Source organism: uncultured Pseudomonas sp., from assembly GCF_943846705.1.
Taxonomy (GTDB): domain Bacteria; phylum Pseudomonadota; class Gammaproteobacteria; order Pseudomonadales; family Pseudomonadaceae; genus Aquipseudomonas.
Window position 1 is genome coordinate 1,544,485 of the sequence record NZ_OX044366.1, and the last position, 16,070, is coordinate 1,560,554.

The 16,070-nt window shown below is 62.9% G+C and carries 14 protein-coding genes; 9 read left to right on the top strand and 5 right to left on the bottom strand.

The genetic code is table 11. From position 1 onward, the window contains the following. On the bottom strand, positions 1 to 369 hold the full coding sequence (locus Q0V31_RS07325; protein ID WP_298186266.1) for a hypothetical protein: 369 nt from the start codon (positions 367 to 369) through the stop codon (positions 1 to 3). Between the two features lie 121 nt (positions 370 to 490). Here Q0V31_RS07325 and Q0V31_RS07330 point away from each other — a divergent pair, with 121 nt between their 5' ends. The 7 genes from Q0V31_RS07330 (at position 491) to Q0V31_RS07360 (ending at position 7,826) form a co-directional block, all read left to right on the top strand. Beyond that, entirely contained in the window at positions 491 to 1,273 is a 783-nt protein-coding gene (locus Q0V31_RS07330) for a sulfite exporter TauE/SafE family protein (RefSeq protein WP_298186269.1), read from the top strand. Between the two features lie 9 nt (positions 1,274 to 1,282). Continuing rightward, positions 1,283 to 2,083, top strand: coding sequence for a prolipoprotein diacylglyceryl transferase (gene lgt, locus Q0V31_RS07335; protein WP_298186273.1), 801 nt, complete (start codon positions 1,283 to 1,285; stop codon positions 2,081 to 2,083). Next, positions 2,083 to 2,877 (top strand): thymidylate synthase, encoded by a 795-nt coding sequence (locus tag Q0V31_RS07340; protein WP_298186277.1) that lies wholly within the window; start codon positions 2,083 to 2,085, stop codon positions 2,875 to 2,877. Before lgt ends, Q0V31_RS07340 begins: the two co-directional genes overlap by 1 nt. Positions 2,878 to 3,006: 129 nt before the next feature. Then, a complete protein-coding gene (locus tag Q0V31_RS07345; protein WP_298186280.1) occupies positions 3,007 to 4,074 on the top strand; it encodes a transporter substrate-binding domain-containing protein in 1,068 nt (355 codons plus the stop codon). A gap of 299 nt (positions 4,075 to 4,373) precedes the next feature. Then, positions 4,374 to 5,837, top strand: a complete 1,464-nt coding sequence (locus Q0V31_RS07350) for a Na+/H+ antiporter NhaC family protein (RefSeq protein ID WP_298186283.1) — start codon at positions 4,374 to 4,376, stop codon at positions 5,835 to 5,837. Between the two features lie 51 nt (positions 5,838 to 5,888). Continuing rightward, complete coding sequence (locus Q0V31_RS07355; RefSeq protein WP_298186285.1) at positions 5,889 to 6,998, top strand: class II histone deacetylase; 1,110 nt, start codon at positions 5,889 to 5,891, stop codon at positions 6,996 to 6,998. Between the two features lie 12 nt (positions 6,999 to 7,010). Next, on the top strand, positions 7,011 to 7,826 hold the full coding sequence (locus Q0V31_RS07360; RefSeq protein ID WP_298186287.1) for a helix-turn-helix transcriptional regulator: 816 nt from the start codon (positions 7,011 to 7,013) through the stop codon (positions 7,824 to 7,826). Positions 7,827 to 7,840: 14 nt separating this feature from the next. Here Q0V31_RS07360 and Q0V31_RS07365 read toward each other — a convergent pair whose 3' ends face one another. Both Q0V31_RS07365 and Q0V31_RS07370 read right to left on the bottom strand, forming a co-directional pair. Further along, entirely contained in the window at positions 7,841 to 9,214 is a 1,374-nt protein-coding gene (locus Q0V31_RS07365; RefSeq protein WP_298186289.1) for a GTPase/DUF3482 domain-containing protein, read from the bottom strand. Continuing rightward, positions 9,207 to 10,601: a DUF2868 domain-containing protein gene (locus Q0V31_RS07370; RefSeq protein ID WP_298186292.1), complete on the bottom strand. Its 1,395-nt coding sequence runs from the start codon at positions 10,599 to 10,601 to the stop codon at positions 9,207 to 9,209. The genes Q0V31_RS07365 and Q0V31_RS07370 overlap by 8 nt, the downstream gene beginning before the upstream one ends. A gap of 168 nt (positions 10,602 to 10,769) precedes the next feature. On the opposite strand from Q0V31_RS07370, the gene Q0V31_RS07375 reads away from it, so the two are divergent. Both Q0V31_RS07375 and Q0V31_RS07380 read left to right on the top strand, forming a co-directional pair. After that, positions 10,770 to 11,945, top strand: a complete 1,176-nt coding sequence (locus Q0V31_RS07375; protein WP_298186294.1) for a GGDEF domain-containing protein — start codon at positions 10,770 to 10,772, stop codon at positions 11,943 to 11,945. Between the two features lie 59 nt (positions 11,946 to 12,004). Then, positions 12,005 to 12,526 (top strand): dihydrofolate reductase, encoded by a 522-nt coding sequence (locus Q0V31_RS07380; protein ID WP_298186297.1) that lies wholly within the window; start codon positions 12,005 to 12,007, stop codon positions 12,524 to 12,526. 87 nt (positions 12,527 to 12,613) lie between these two features. On the opposite strand, the gene Q0V31_RS07385 is transcribed toward Q0V31_RS07380, so the two are convergent. After that, positions 12,614 to 13,981, bottom strand: a complete 1,368-nt coding sequence (locus Q0V31_RS07385; RefSeq protein ID WP_298186299.1) for a nucleobase:cation symporter-2 family protein — start codon at positions 13,979 to 13,981, stop codon at positions 12,614 to 12,616. A 201-nt stretch (positions 13,982 to 14,182) separates the two neighbouring features. Continuing rightward, positions 14,183 to 16,030 carry a dihydroxy-acid dehydratase gene (gene ilvD, locus Q0V31_RS07390; RefSeq protein WP_298186301.1) on the bottom strand — a complete coding sequence of 616 codons (1,848 nt, stop codon included), beginning with the start codon at positions 16,028 to 16,030 and terminating at the stop codon, positions 14,183 to 14,185. Positions 16,031 to 16,070 lie beyond the last annotated feature (40 nt).

Sequence of the window (16,070 nt, forward strand, 5' to 3'; positions counted from 1 at the left end):
TTAGCTCCTCAACTTCGCCAGTACGCCGGCGCTGTCCAGTTCGGGCCCCATGTGCAGGCGCACCTTGCGCGCACCGCAGCCCAGGCCAAGCTCCAGCAGGATGCGCTCCTCGACCTGCGACAGGCCACCTTCGAGGTGCTCCAGCGGTTGAATCAGTAATTGTGGTGGCAGGCTCAGGCGCAAAAAGCGCTTAGGCAGCAGCTGCGCGATACCGCGCTGCAGCAGGTGCTCGGCTGCGGCAAAGTCGGCCACCAGCAAGCGCTGATTGCTGAACGGTGGATCAGCCGGCAAGTGCAGTTGGCGGCCGCTTTGCAGGTGCGTCAGGTGCATCTGGTTAGAGCTCAACTTGAGGTACAGGGTCGGGCGCAAGATGGTTAATTCCAGAGTGAGTTTTGGCACTCTACGCAAAGCTTGAGCGTACATCCATCGCCCAAACTAGAGTCCGGCCCTGTGCATCCGTTACCATGCCGGATTGTTTGCGGGGGTGCTGATGGAACTGCTGCTGTATTTAGTCTTGGGGGCTGCCGCTGGAACCCTGGCCGGGTTATTTGGTGTGGGGGGCGGCATTATCATCGTGCCGGTGTTGGTGCTGAGTTTTGCCGCGCAGGGCTTTGAACCGGCAGTCTTAACGCACCTGGCGGTCGGCACGTCGCTGGCGACCATCATCTTCACCTCGATCAACTCGGTGCTTGAGCACCAGCGCAAAGGCGCGGTGTTGTGGCCGGTGTTTGCCTGGATGACTGTGGGCATTCTGTTTGGTGCCGCCATTGGCGCGCTGACCGCTGCAGCCATTAAGGGCCCCATGCTGCAGAAAATTATCGGTGTATTCGCCATCACCATTGCCGTGCAGATGGCCCTGGAATTGAAACCCAAAGCCAGCCGCACTGTCCCAGGCAAGCCAGCCCTGGCCTTGGCCGGTAGCGTGATTGGCTGGGCCTCGGCAATTTTCGGGATTGGCGGCGGTTCGTTAACCGTGCCGTTCCTGACCTGGCGCAGCGTGACAATGCAGAAAGCGGTGGCGACGTCTTCGGCTTGCGGCCTGCCGATTGCCATTGCCAGTGCCCTGAGTTTTATCTGGTTGGGCTGGGATAAACCCGCACTACCGGAGTGGAGCCTGGGTTTTGTCTACCTGCCGGCGCTGGTGGGTATCGCTATTCCGAGCATGTACTTTGCCCGTGTGGGCGCACGCCTGGCGCACAAGCTGTCGCCACGCCTGCTTAAGCGTTTGTTTGCCGTGCTGCTGTTCAGCGTGGGCCTAAGTTTTCTGATTTGAGGAATTGAAATGCTGCCTTACCCGCAGATCGACCCGGTTGCACTGGCCCTCGGCCCGCTGAAAATTCACTGGTACGGTCTGATGTACCTGATTGGCATTGGCGGTGCCTGGTGGCTGGCTTCGCGGCGGGTCAACGCCTTCGCGCCGACCTGGAACAAGGAAAAACTCTCCGACCTGGTGTTCTGGGTGGCCATGGGGGTGATTCTCGGTGGCCGTCTGGGCTATGTGCTGTTTTACGACTTGGCGGCCTACATCGCCGAACCGGTGCGCATGCTGCGCATCTGGGAAGGCGGCATGTCGTTCCACGGTGGCCTGATTGGCGTGATGCTGGCCACGTGGTGGTTCGGTAAGCGCAACAACAAGAGCTTCTTCGAGCTGATGGACTTTATCGCCCCGCTGGTGCCGATCGGTCTGGGTGCCGGGCGCATCGGTAACTTCATCAATGCCGAGTTGTGGGGCAAAGCCACTGACCTGCCGTGGGCGATGGTCTTCCCTACCGACCCACAGCAACTGGCGCGGCATCCCTCGCAGCTGTATCAGTTCGCCCTGGAAGGCGTGGCGCTGTTTGCCATCCTCTGGTTTTACTCGCGCAAGCCGCGGCCAACCATGGCCGTGTCCGGCATGTTCGCCGCGAGTTACGGGGTGTTCCGCTTTATCGTTGAGTTCGTCCGGGTGCCGGATGCCCAGCTCGGTTACCTGGCTGGCGGCTGGCTGACCATGGGGCAGGTGCTCTGCGTGCCGATGGTGCTCGGCGGCCTGGGCTTGATCGCCTACGCCTACAAACGTCAGGCCGCACAGGAGACCGTGTAATGCAGCAATACCTCGACCTGATGCGCCTGGTGCGTGAGACCGGCACCTTCAAGAGTGACCGCACCGGCACCGGCACTTACAGCATTTTTGCCCACCAGATGCGCTTTAACCTGGCTGACGGCTTCCCGCTGGTGACCACCAAGAAGTGCCACCTGAAGTCGATCATTCACGAGCTGCTGTGGTTTCTCCAGGGTGACACCAACATCAAGTACCTGAAGGACAACGGCGTACGTATCTGGGACGAATGGGCCGACGAGAACGGCGACCTCGGCCCGGTGTACGGCTACCAGTGGCGCAGTTGGCCCGCGCCGAACGGCGAGTCGATCGACCAGATCAGCAAGCTGATTGAGATGATCAAAAAGAACCCGGACTCGCGTCGCCTGATCGTCTCGGCCTGGAACCCGGCGCTGGTTGAGCAAATGGCCCTGCCGCCGTGCCATGCGCTGTTCCAGTTCTATGTGGCCGACGGCAAGCTGAGTTGTCAGCTGTACCAGCGCTCGGCGGACATCTTCCTCGGCGTGCCGTTCAACATCGCCAGCTATGCCCTGCTGACGTTGATGGTCGCCCAGGTCTGTGGGTTGCAGCCGGGCGATTTCATCTGGACTGGCGGCGACTGCCACCTGTACGCCAACCATCTCGAGCAGACCGACTTGCAGCTGAGCCGCGAGCCATTGCCGCTGCCGACCATGAAAATCAACCCCGAGGTGAAGGATCTGTTGGCCTTCAAGTTCGAGGACTTCGAGCTGGTTGGCTATCAGGCTCATCCGCATATCAGTGCGCCTGTAGCGGTCTGAGCTCATCTGCGTGTGTGCTGAGCGCCGAGGCGAATCGCCTGCCTAGGCGCTCAGCACGGCGCGTTGGGTAATCGGTATCTGTGCTGTTTTGCTACTCTGGGGCTTTGTGCACCGGGGAAGTGGTTGTTTATGTCGAAATTTCTGAGCGCCTTGCTGCTGTTTTGTCTGGCCCTGCCGAGCTGGGCGGACGAGCCGTCCGGGCCACTGTTACGTGTTGGTATCAGTGAAGTGCCGCCATTCGTGATCCATGAGGAAAACGGCGATTGGCGCGGCATCAGCATTGATCTGTGGAAGGACATTGCCGAGCAGGCGGGTTACCGCTTCGAGTTGCAACCCATGGCCTTCAAGGAGCTGCTGCCCGCTCTCGAGGCCGGCAAACTGGACGTGGTGGTCGGTGCCCTGACCATGACCGCTGAGCGCGAAGCGCGCTTCGACTTCACCCATCCCTTCTACCAGACCGGGCTGGCCATCGCCGTACCCCGTGGGGGGGAAGGCAGTGCTTGGAGGACGGTCAAGGGGTTGCTGTCCTGGCAGTTCGTCAGTCTGGTGCTGGGCTTGGCGGCATTGATGCTGATCGTCGGCGGCCTGGTCTGGGTATTCGAGCGGCGCCACAATCAGGAGCAGTTCGGCGGCAGCCCGGCCGAGGGATTGGGTTCCAGTTTTTGGTGGGCTGCAGTGACCATGACCACGGTGGGTTATGGCGACAAGGCGCCGGTCACCCTGGGCGGCCGCTTGATTGGCCTGGTGTGGATGTTCGCCGGCTTGATCATGGTCTCGACCTTCACGGCGGCGGTCGCCAGCGCCCTGACCGTGGGCAATTTGCAGGGCGGCATTCAGGGCGTCGAAGACCTGCGCCGATCCCATGTGGCGACCATCGATAAGACCGTCAGCGCCCGTTACCTGGAAGGTCAGCGCATCCGCCACAGTAGCTATCCGGACCTGCTCAGCGCCATGCGCGCGGTGCAGCAGGGCGAGTCGGACGCGGTGGTCTACGACCTGCCGATCCTGCAGTACCGCAATACCGAGATGGATCGCGGTGGTTTGCGCGTGTTGCCCGGCACCTTCGAGAATCAGGCCTACGCCTTCGCCGTGGCCAGCGGCAGCCCCTATCGCGAGCCACTCAGCCAGGAAATCCTGCGTGTCACTGGCAGCGACGATTGGACCAAGCTGCTGGAAATTTACCTCGGTAAGCCGTGACGCATCGAGGACAGTGCCGCCGACAACCTTGCCGGTTCAGGCCTTGGGGCTAAAAACAGGCAGGGCAGGCCGCGTGGCTGCTCCCAGCGGGTGGTGCGGTCGGGCTCAGAGCGCTGTGGCTACGCTCGCTCAGAGGCTCTCCTAGCCGCGTCATTGCACGGGCTGGGCCATACGCTCGCTCGCCTTTCCCTGAGCCGCCTCAGCAGAACCAATAACCCCATAGGGTTATTGGTTCTGCTGGCTTTTACGCCTAGCCTCGCGACAACCTTTCTACAACCACAAAAAAAATAGGTGCCGCTATGGCCGAATTGGCTGAGCGCGGCGTGCAAACGCTGCCATCGATGAACACACGCACTATTCTTGGCTGGGCCTTGCTCAGCGCTATCGCCCTGATCACCCTATGGCTCGGCCCCATCGAGCTTGGCGAAGCCGCGCATGTGGGCTGGCTGGCACTGCTGCCGACCCTGGCGGTGCTGACCCTGGCCCTGGTCATGCGACGTACTCTGGAGGCGCTGGTGGGTGGTTGCCTGTTCGGCTACCTGATGCTCGCCGGAACGGACTTTTTAGTACGCTTCGCCGACACCGGCTTGGCGGTGATGGGTAATCCCACCATTGGCTGGATCATTCTGGTCTGCGGCTTTCTCGGCAGCCTGATTGCCTTGCTCGGACTGTCCGGCGCGACCCAGGCCTTCAGTACCTGGCTGGGCACCCGGGTTCATGGTCGGCGCAGCACGTTGTTCAGTGCCTGGCTGCTGGGCCTGCTGATTTTCATCGACGACTACCTCAACGCCCTGGCGGTTAGCGCCTCGATGCGCAAGCTGTGCGATCGCTACAAGATTTCCCGACCGATGCTGGCCTATGTGGTCGACTCCACTGCCGCGCCTATGTGCGTGCTGGTGCCACTGTCCACCTGGGCGATCTATAGCGCCGGGCTGTTGGAGGCTAATGGGGTGGCGGCGGCGGGCGAAGGTCTGGCGGTGTACCTGGCCGCTGTGCCTTACATGTTCTACGCCTGGATCGCCCTGCTGATGGTGCCGCTGGTGGCGCTGGGGATTATTCCGGTTATGGGGCCGATGCGTACCGCCGAGCGCCTGACTGCCGAGGGCCGTGCGCAAATAGAAGACAGCGACCTGGACGAACCGTCGGCCCAGGCCACGCCGCGCCTGGTGAACTTTCTCCTGCCGCTGGCGGCGCTCATCGGCTTTACCCTGTACCTGGGTGTGGATGCCTTCAAGGGTGTGGTTTGCGCCTTGCTGCTGACCCTGGTGTTGTACGCCGCGCAGCGCCTGGCCAGTCTGGAGGAACTGTTCAATGCGGTGCAGAAGGGCTTCCAGAGCATGTTGATGCCGCTGGGCATCGTGGTCGCCTCTTTCGTCCTGCAGGACATCAACGAGCAACTGGGTTTGACCCAGTACGTGATTGATTCGCTCCAGCCGTTGATGGCCGGCCATTGGCTGCCAGCGGTGATCTTTATCACCCTCAGCCTGGTTACCTTTAGCACCGGTTCTTTCTGGGGCACCTTCGCAGTGGCCTTTCCCATTGTCATTCCGCTGGCTGCGGCCCTTGACGCCAACCTGTCGCTGACCATCGGCGCGGTCGTCTCGGCTGGCGCCTTCGGTAGTCACGCCTGCTTCTATGGCGACGCCACGGTGCTATCGGCCAAGGGCAGTGGTTGCACGCCGTTGCAGCATGCAGTCACCCAGTTGCCCTATGTGCTGATTGCCGCGGCCCTGGCCACTCTGATGTTTATCGTCATGGGCTAGCCCCAGGGCAGCCCATCTCAATTCCCACTTAACTCTGACCGGAGTAGACGCATGCGTCGCACTGCATTCTTCAGCAAGGAAATTTGTTTCTGGCACGACCCGGGCCCTTGCGGCCCATTCGACAAGCCCGGTGGCTTTATTCAGCCGCTGGCCGCCGCCGAACACCCGGAAACCAAGCGACGCATCCGTAACCTGCTTGACGTCAGTGGTCTGCTCGATCGCCTGCTGCAGCCGGCCAGCCAAGCGGCGCGCCGCGAGGACTTGCTGCACTTCCACACCCCGCGTTATCTGGACTGGCTGGAAGCCCAGAGCGCGCAGGGGCATGGCAATGCCGGTGAATGTGCACCATTTCGCCAGGATGCCTACGCCATCGCCTGTCATTCGACCGGTCTAGCTATCGATGCGCTGCGCGCGGTACTCAAGGGTGAGGCGGACAATGCCTACGCACTGTGCCGTCCACCGGGTCACCATGCCGAACGCGACCGCGGTCGCGGTTTCTGTCTGCTGGGGAATATCCCCGTGGCCATCGGAACCGCACGGGCTGAGGGGTTGATGCGCCGGGTCGCGGTGGTGGACTGGGATGTGCATCACGGCAACGGCACCGAGCAAGCGTTCTATGCCGACGCCGAGGCGCTAACGATCTCCCTGCACCACGGGCATAACTACCCAGTGGATTCGGGCGACAGCAGCGATCGCGGCGAGGCGGCTGGCCATGGCTACAACCTGAACATCCCGTTGCCACCTGGCTGTGGTGGTGGGGTCTACCGCGAGGCGTTCAGTCGCCTGGTGCTGCCGGCTCTTGAGCGCTTTCAGCCTGAAGTGATAGTGGTTGCCTGTGGTTTTGACGCCAGCGCCATGGATCCGCTCGGCCCCATGATCCTGACCAGTCGCGACTACGCCTGGATGACCGAGCAGCTTCGCCAGACCGCAGAGCGCCTGTGTGGCGGACGTTTGGTGATGGTCCATGAGGGCGGCTACTCGGAAGGCTACGTTCCGTTCTGCGCCCAAGCGGTGATCGAAACCCTGTCGGGGATTGTCACCGAGGTCTGCGATCCTCTGGCCGATGACATTAGCCGCTGGGACGGTCAGGCGCTGCAGCCGCATCAGCAGGCGCTGATTGAGTCGCTCGAGCCGTTGCTGGACGATATCCACGCGGGCTGACATGCTCCGCGGATGAATAAAGCCCTCGACCTTAAGCCCCTTGCGCCCCTGGTTGCCGCCGTGCGCCAGGGGCAATTGCTGACCCTGCTGCCCCAGGCTCTGGAGGGCCTCTTTCCCGGCTTGGGCTTTGTACTGTTCGCCTTCTGCCCAGGCCAGGCCCCGCGCTGTCTGGTGGATAACCTCAGCCCGAGCAAGGGGCACCAGGCGATTGGCCCCTATCTGGGCGGCATGTACCAGTTGGACCCGCTCTATAATTACGCGCAAGAATGCCCCGCCGATGCATTGGTATCGCTGAAACAGATAATGCCGATCGGTTTTCGGCAGAGCGACTACTACCGTCAGTACTACCGCAACCTACAGTTAGATGGTGAGATGGCGCTGTGTATTCGCCGCGACGATGCACTGCTGGTGCTGTCCATTGGCTTCTACGGGCGGCGTGTCCCCAGAAGCTTGCGGGATGATTTAGCGCTTCTGCAGCCGCTGCTCAGGGCTTTTCTGATCGAGGGCATTGGCACGTTGAGCTCGGTTGAAGCTGACAGCCCGGTACCGGCGCTGCTGAGTGGCTTGCCCGGCGAGGAGCAGCTGAGTCCGCGCGAGCAGCAGGTGGCCCACTTGATTTTGCGTGGCTTCGCCGGCAAGGCCATCGCCCGACAACTCGGCATTAGCCCGGAAACCGTGAAGATCCACCGACGTCATCTGTACCGCAAACTGATGGTCGGCTCCCAGGCGGAGCTGTTTGGGCGCTTCATGCACAGCCGCGGTTTCGATCCGGCAGCTTTGGGTGAAGAGGCCGGGCCTGCGCTCAGCGACTCTGCGGTGTTGGGTTAAGTTGGGGCGCGCGGTTATTCTGCGCCGATGACGCTGGCGAGGCTCTCCAAGGCCCTTTGTCGCTCGGGCTGATCCAGGCGAGCGGCGTAATTGAGCGACGACCACTCAGGGTGGGCGCGGGCTTTGTGCAGGGCGTCCGGCAGTTTGCCTTCACGCCAGCTGGCCTCTTGCGGAGTGGCCAGCTTGATGGCCTCGACGGCAGCATGGCCACGGGCCTCAAGCGCGTGCAGCAAGTGTTGTTGGCGTAGGGCAAGCAGGCGCAGCACGGCGTCGTCGACGCTCAGCTCACGTTGGCCTTTGAGTTTGCCTTTGAGCCGCTCGCCGTAGCTGCGCAAGGTCTGCGCGCTGCCGCCGATCAGTGCACCGAGGGCGGCGGCTGCGCCCAGGGTGATGCCGCCAACCAGCAAATCAACGCCGACGCCGGTAGCCGCGCCTGCAGCCATGCCGCCGCCTACGTTGACCCCGAGTTGCTTGAGGGTTTCCGGGTTAAACAGGTCGTCGCCCCAGCGCCCGTCGAGCAAAGGCAAATCGCCGGCTTTAGCGTCGCCCTGGCGGAAGGCGTACAGGCGCAGTAGCGCTTCCACGCTGCGCTGTTCACGCTGGCGAATGCTCTGGTGCAAGTCGCGGATTGCGCCTTGTTCCAGCGTGCTTTGCGCGGCCACGCTGCGCCGGCAGGCGGCGCAGTCGAGCAGCAGTTCGGCGATCAATCGCGTCGCGCTGCTGCGCCTGAGTTGGCGTTGTGCCAGATGGTCATCGACCAGCCGTTGCAGTTGCGGCCGGGCTTTTTCCAGCAGCAAGGCCAAGCTGTCATACAGGCGTCGCTCGCCGTCCAGCGGCGGCGCTACGCTGTCGAAACACACCAGCGCATGCAGGCCCAGGCGAGCCAGGGCGTCGCGCCATTCCTGTTCGCGGTGGTTACTCGTGCTCACGAAATTCAGCACTGGCAGTAGCGGCCGGCCACACATGCTCAGCACGGCCAGTTCGTCACGGTATTTGGCCAGCACCGGTTCGCGGGCGTCGATGACATACAGGCCGGCGTCCGAGGCGAGCAGTTGCCGGAGCACCTTGGCTTCCTGCTCGAAACGCTGGCGGGCTTCGCTGCCCTCGAGAAATCGCGACAGCCGCGCCGGGCCATCCAGGCGTTCGCCAGGGCGGTCGAGGCGTTCCAGGTAGTCGAGTAGGGCGATGGCGTCTTCCAGGCCCGGGGTGTCATACAGTTCCAGCAGCGCTTCGCCGTCTACCGACAGGCGCGCACCCTCGACATGCCGAGTGGTGCTGGGGCGATGCGAGACCTCACCGAAGCCGACGTCGCGGGTCAGGGTGCGCAACAGTGAGGTTTTGCCGACATTGGTGTGGCCGACTACCGCGAGCTTCAGTGCTTTAGTCATGGCCATGCTCCAGCCAGCTGAGCGGCAGGCTGTCGCTATGCCGCAGTTGCAGTTGATCCAGTGCGCGGTGCCAATCGCCTAGGCGGGCGCTGTCGAGCGCTTCACCTGCATCTGGTTGCAACAGCCAGATACGCGTGGCGCTTGCGCTGCGGGCCAGCTCACCGAGCAACGCCAGGCTGCCGCGATCCGGCGAGCGGCGCGGGTCGCAGGCAATCAGCAGGCGCTCTGGGGGGAAGCGACTGAGTTGGTCGAGCAGCTGTTTGCGTTGTTCGCGGCTGTCGATTATTCCGGCATTGCCGATGTTTTTGGGCAGGGCGGGCGGCCAACTGCGCGGCGGATCCAGTTCGACCGCCACCAGCAGTGCGCCTTGACTAGCGCCGGCGCTGTTGCCGGCATGCGGCTGATGCAGCTGCGCGGGCGCTGCATCGCACACGCCCAGGCGTTCGCTACTCGGTTGCAAACGCTCGCGCAGCAAGCTGTAGCCGGGTAATTTGAGGTCCAAGCTCAGCGCCGCAGTGCCACGCCGCCAACGCCACAGGCAGAGCAGCAGCAGGCCCAGGCGCGGCAGCAAACCGTAGACCACCAGCACGCCAACCAGCCAACCGGCCCAGCTCAACCGCGCGCTTTCGTTGGTCAGGGCGCTGTCGCCGCTGGCGCGGATCAGTTCGGCGTCCGGCAGGCTGAAACCGAGCAATGCCGGCAAGCTGCCGAGGGCTTGGGTGAGGGCGATAAAACTGTCACCGCCGAGCAAGGTGCTCTCCCAGACAAAGCCATAACGCCGGGTTGCCAGCAGGGCCAGCAGGGTCAGTAGTGCCGTGAGCAAGGTCAGCAACCAGAAACTCTGTACCAGCACGCCCAACCCCCAGCGACTGAGGCGCTGGCGTTGCAGCATCAACAGCAGTGCGGGTGCCAGTTGCGCGGCTTGGGCGTCGCGGGCGAGCTTGGCGCTCAGCCACAGCCATAGATGGCCGAGGGCACCTGCGCTGTCACGGCTCAGCAGCAGGCCCAGAGCCCAGCCCAGCAGCATGATCAGGTGCAGGCCGAGCAAACTACCCAAGGCCCAAAACACATTGACCGGACGCAGGCCGTCGCCCAGTGCCGCCACTGCCAGACCGCTGCCGCTAAGGATGGCCAGTAGCACGAGCAGCAGCCCAGCCAGGCGTGCGCCGTGCAGCCAATGCTGCAGCGCCTGCACCTGGCCGTCGCGCTCGCCCAGCAGCCAGGCGCGGATCTGGATGCGTACGCTGAGTGCACCGCCCTGGGCCTGGGCGCGGCGGTTGGCTTCGCTGTCGTCCAGTGGGCCGGCATGTTCTTCACGCAGGCGAATGGTTTCGCTTAACCAAAGGCGTTGCAGGCGGCTGGGCGTGGGGTTCTCAAGTGGGCGCACGCGGGGTTCCATTGCTGAGTGGTAAACAGAGGATAACCGCAGCCGGTGGTGTATGGCAGCGCTGTGCGTGTGTACGCTTACGGCCACTCCCGCTAGGCTGCTGGTAATGATCGGCCGTCTGCCACGGTCATCCCGCGTGGGTGAATAACAATAAAAGCGAGTGCCCTTGTGAAGTTACCGCATCTAGAGTGGGTTAATCAGGATTCGTCGTACCTGCGTCAGCATCAGCAGGGGTTTCGCGCGCTGCGATTTGATGCTGAGTTGGAGCAGGCGTTCAAGCGCTACCACGCCAATGAGTACCTGCGGCGCATGCGTTGGGCATTGCTGGTAGCCACGGTGCTGGCGCTGCTGTTTGTGCTGCTGGATGCGCTCAACATGCCGGAGCCTCTGCGCGGTCAGGTACTGGCCCTGCGCCTGGGGGTGATTCAGCCGCTGCTGCTGTTGGCCTGGCTGGCGACCTATCGGCGCGCGCTGCGCGATCACTTGCAGCTGCTTGGCGGCGCAGTGGCGCTGCTCTGCGGGTTGGCCGTGGCGGCTATTATCGGCTTGGCGCGCTATCACAACTTTGCCCTGCCTTATGAGGGCATCATCCTGGTCACGGTGTTCTTCTATTTCCTCACCGGTTTGCGTTTTAGCACCGCAGTGCTGTGCGGCTGGCTGACGTTGCTGGCGTACCTGGCGGTGGAAATGAGTGTTGGCTTGACCGGTGAGTGGCTGCTGAGCAATGCCCTGTTTCTGACCCTGGCCAATATCATCGGCTCGGTGGGGTGCTACTCGCTGGAATACGCCTCGCGGCAGAACTTCCTCGCCCATGGTTTGCTGCAGGACCTGGCTGAGAAGGACTTCCTGACCGGGCTGCTCAATCGCCGCGCCTTCACCGAGCGTGCCGAGCGCAGCTGGCGTCAGGCGCAGCGGGAAACGCAGGCCTTGGGTGTGGTGATGATGGATGTCGATTTCTTCAAACGCTACAACGACCACTACGGCCATGCGGCGGGTGACGAGGCGCTGCGTCAGATTGCTCAGGTGATCGGTGAGCATGCGCGGCGGCCGCTGGATTGTGCCGCGCGCTACGGCGGCGAGGAGTTTGTCGGCATCTGGTATGGCCTGAGTGAAGCGCAACTGCTGGTGATCCTGGAGGACATTCGGCGGGCCATCGAAGCCCTAGCGCTCGAGCATGCCTACTCGGATGCAGCCGAGGTGGTGACGCTCAGCATCGGCATGGCCTACCTGGCGCCGCTGCCGCATCAGAGCCTGAGCGATGCCCTGCGTCTGGCGGATGTCGCCCTCTACCTGGCCAAGGAGCAAGGGCGCAACCGCGTGGTGGGCAAGCGCCAGGACGATTAAGCGCGCTGAACGTGGGCTAAGGCTTCAATGATCGCAGCGGAGTCGGTATTCTCGCGCCTATGAAAACTTCACTGCCCCTCTGCCTTATTGCCGCCCTCGCGGAAAACCGCGTGATCGGCCGCGACAACCAACTGCCCTGGCACCTGCCAGCGGACCTCAAACACTTCAAAGCGCTGACTCTAGGAAAGCCGATCATCATGGGTCGCAAGACCTGGGACTCGCTCGGTCGGCCGCTGCCGGGCCGGCTCAATCTGGTGGTCAGTCGCCAGCCCGGTTTAAAGCTAGAAGGTGCGGAAGTCTTCGCCAGCCTAGAGGTGGCACTTGAGCGCGCCGAAGCCTGGGCGCAGGCCAATGGTGCCGAGGAGTTGATGCTGATTGGCGGCGCGCAGCTGTATGAGCTGGGCTTGGCCCAAGCCCAGCGCTTGTACCTGACGCGCGTGGCGCTCAGCCCTGAGGGTGACGCGTATTTCCCGGCGTTGAGCCAGGCTGACTGGCAGCTCAGCGAAGAAACCGCACATGCCGGCACGGCAGAAACACCCGCTTATGTGTTTGAGACCTGGGAACGGCATATAGCGGGCTAATCAGGCATGCCGCCGCCACAGGGTTGCGGCTTAGCTAGAATGCAAAACGCCACCTGAATAGGTGGCGTTTTGCATTAAGCGTCAGGCTTAGGCGCTGATTTTACTGTCAGGCAGGAACCAGTTCATCACCAGGGCGCAGATGCCGCCGGTGGCGACGCCGGACTCCAGCACGTTGCGCAGGGCGGCTGGCATGTGCGCGAGGAACTCCGGCACCTGCGACACGCCGAGGCCGAGGGCCAGGGACACCGAGATGATCAGCAGGGCGCGACGGTCCAGGTGCACGCCGGCGAGGATATTGATCCCGGCGGCGGCAACGGCACCAAACATCACCAGCGCCGCGCCACCCAGTACCGGCTCCGGCACCGCTTGAATCACCCCGGCCACGCTGGGGAACAGGCCGAGAATCACCAGCATGGCAGCAATCCACAGGCCGATATGGCGGCTGGCGATGCCGGTCAGCTGAATCACCCCGTTGTTCTGCGCAAACACCGAGCTGGGGAAGGTGTTGAACAACCCGGCCAGCAACGAGTTGGCACCGTTGACCAGCACGCCGCCCTTGATCCGCTGCATCCACAACGGGCCTTCGACCGGCTGGCGGGAAATCTTGCTGGTGGCGGTGACATCACCAATGGCTTCCAGCGAGGTCACCAGGTAGATCACCAGCATGGGAATAAACAGGCTCCAGGAAAACCCCAGGCCAAAATGCAGCGGCATGGGCACCTGAAACAGCTCGGCTTCGCGCATGCCGGTGAAGTCCAGGCGACCCAGGTAGCCGGCCAGGGCATAGCCGATCGCCAGGGCGATAATGATGGCGCAGCTGCGCATCCAGATCAGCGGAATGCGGTTGAGTACCACGATCACCGCCAGCACCACGCCGGATAGCAGCAGGTTTTCAGTGTTGGCAAAGGTACCGTCGGCCATCGCCGAGAAGCCGCCGCCCATGCTGATCAGGCCGATCTTGATCAGGGTCAGGCCGATCATCAGCACCACGATGCCGGTGACCAGCGGCGAAATCAGGCGTTTGACGAACGGCAGAATGCGCGACACGCCCATCTCGATAAACGAACCGGCGATCACCACGCCGAAGATCGCCGCCATCACCGCTTCCACTGGTGTGCCTTGCTGCACCATCAGTGCGCCGCCGGCAATCAGCGGGCCGACAAAGTTGAAGCTGGTGCCTTGCACGATCAGCAGACCGGCACCGAAGGGGCCGAAGCGTTTGCACTGAACGAAGGTGGCGATCCCGGAAATCACCAGCGACATCGAGACGATCAGGTTGGTGTCGCGCGCCGACACGCCGAGCGCCTGGCAGATCAGCAGGCCTGGGGTGACGATCGGCACGATGATCGCCAGCAGATGCTGCAGGGCCGCCAGCAGGCTGATCAGGGGCTTGGGCCGGTCTTCCAGACCGAACACCAATTCGTCGGTCGCAGGCGGCTTTTCGAGTGCGCTCATGGCGGTGCTCCGGAAAAAGAGCGCGATTCTACTGAGCAATACTGGTTCCGCCCAGCGTTGGCTGATACCCAGCCGCCTGTGCTAACGACGCTGCGTCGGCTGGCTTGTAGGGCATATCGCCTTCGGCCTAGCGGCGGAGCACTGGCCCCGGCATAAAAAACCCGGCGCAGGGCCGGGTTTTCGTTGGGCTGTGGCCTAGGGCTAGGGCACCAGTTTTTCCAGCAGCGCCTTGTCACGGACCGCGCCTTTGTCGGCGCTGGTGGCGAGCAGGGCGTAGGCCTTCAGTGCCGTGGTGACTTTGCGTGGGCGCTGCTCCACCGGCTTCCAGCCTTTCTTGTCCTGCTCGTGACGGCGATGGGAAATCTCTTCGTCGCTGACCAGCAGATTGATGGTGCGCTCGTGGATGTTGATCAGGATCTTGTCACCCTCGCGCACCAGGCCGATGGCCCCGCCAGCGGCGGCTTCCGGCGACGCGTGGCCGATCGACAGCCCCGAAGTACCGCCCGAGAAGCGACCATCGGTGAGCAGGGCGCATTCCTTACCCAGCCCCTTGGATTTCAGGTACGAGGTTGGGTAGAGCATTTCCTGCATGCCCGGGCCGCCTTTCGGGCCTTCGTAGCGGATGATCACGATGTCGCCGGCCTGTACTTCGTCGGCGAGGATGCCGCGTACGGCACTGTCCTGGCTCTCGAAGATTTTTGCACTGCCTTCGAAGATGTGGATCGACTCATCCACGCCTGCGGTTTTCACCACGCAGCCGTCGAGAGCGATGTTGCCGTAGAGCACGGCCAGGCCGCCTTCTTGCGAGTACGCATGCTCGACGCTGCGGATGCAGCCGTTCTCGCGGTCGTCGTCGACCGTATCCCAGCGCGTGCTCTGGCTGAACGCCGTCTGCGTGGGGATGCCGGCGGGGCCGGCGCGGAAGAAGGTGTGCACGGCTTCATCTGCGGTCTGGGTGATGTCCCACTTGGCGATGGCTTCGGCCATGGATGTGCTGTGCACGGTCGGCAGGTCGGTGTGCAGCAGGCCGCCACGGGCCAGCGAACCGAGGATGCTGAAGATGCCGCCGGCGCGGTGTACATCTTCCATGTGGTACTTCTGGATGTTCGGCGCGACTTTGCACAGTTGCGGCACGATGCGCGACAGGCGGTCGATGTCGCGCAGGTCGAAGTCGATCTCGGCTTCCTGGGCCGCCGCCAGCAGGTGCAGGATGGTGTTGGTCGAACCGCCCATGGCGATGTCCAGACTCATGGCGTTTTCGAACGCCTTGAAGTTGGCGATATTGCGCGGCAATACCGACTCATCGTTACCCTGGTAGTAGCGCTTGCACAGCTCGACCACGGTGCGCCCGGCCTGCAGGAACAGCTGCTCGCGGTCGCTGTGAGTGGCCAGGGTCGAACCATTGCCCGGCAGGGCCAGCCCCAGGGCCTCCATCAGGCAGTTCATCGAGTTGGCGGTAAACATGCCGGAGCAGCTGCCGCAGGTCGGGCAGGCGCTGCGCTCGTATTCGGCGACCTTCTCATCGCTGGCGCTTTCGTCAGCGGCAATCACCATGGCGTCAACCAGGTCCAGGCCGTGGCTGGCCAGCTTGGTTTTGCCGGCTTCCATCGGCCCGCCGGAGACGAAAATTACCGGGATGTTCAGGCGCAAAGCGGCCATCAGCATACCGGGGGTAATCTTGTCGCAGTTACTGATGCAGACGATGGCGTCGGCGCAGTGGGCGTTAACCATGTATTCGACGGAGTCGGCGATGATCTCGCGGCTCGGCAGCGAATAGAGCATGCCGTCGTGGCCCATGGCGATGCCGTCATCGACCGCGATGGTGTTGAATTCTTTGGCGACGCCACCGGCACGCTCGATTTCGCGGGCAACCAGTTGGCCCATGTCTTTCAGGTGCACGTGGCCGGGCACGAACTGGGTAAAGGAGTTGGCGACGGCGATGATCGGCTTCTTGAAGTCTTCGTCCTTCATCCCGGTGGCGCGCCACAAGGCACGAGCGCCGGCCATGTTGCGGCCGTGGGTAGAGGTCTTTGAGCGGTAATCAGGCATGGCGATAAATCCTGCAAAGGCTAATCAGGTCACGCGTTCA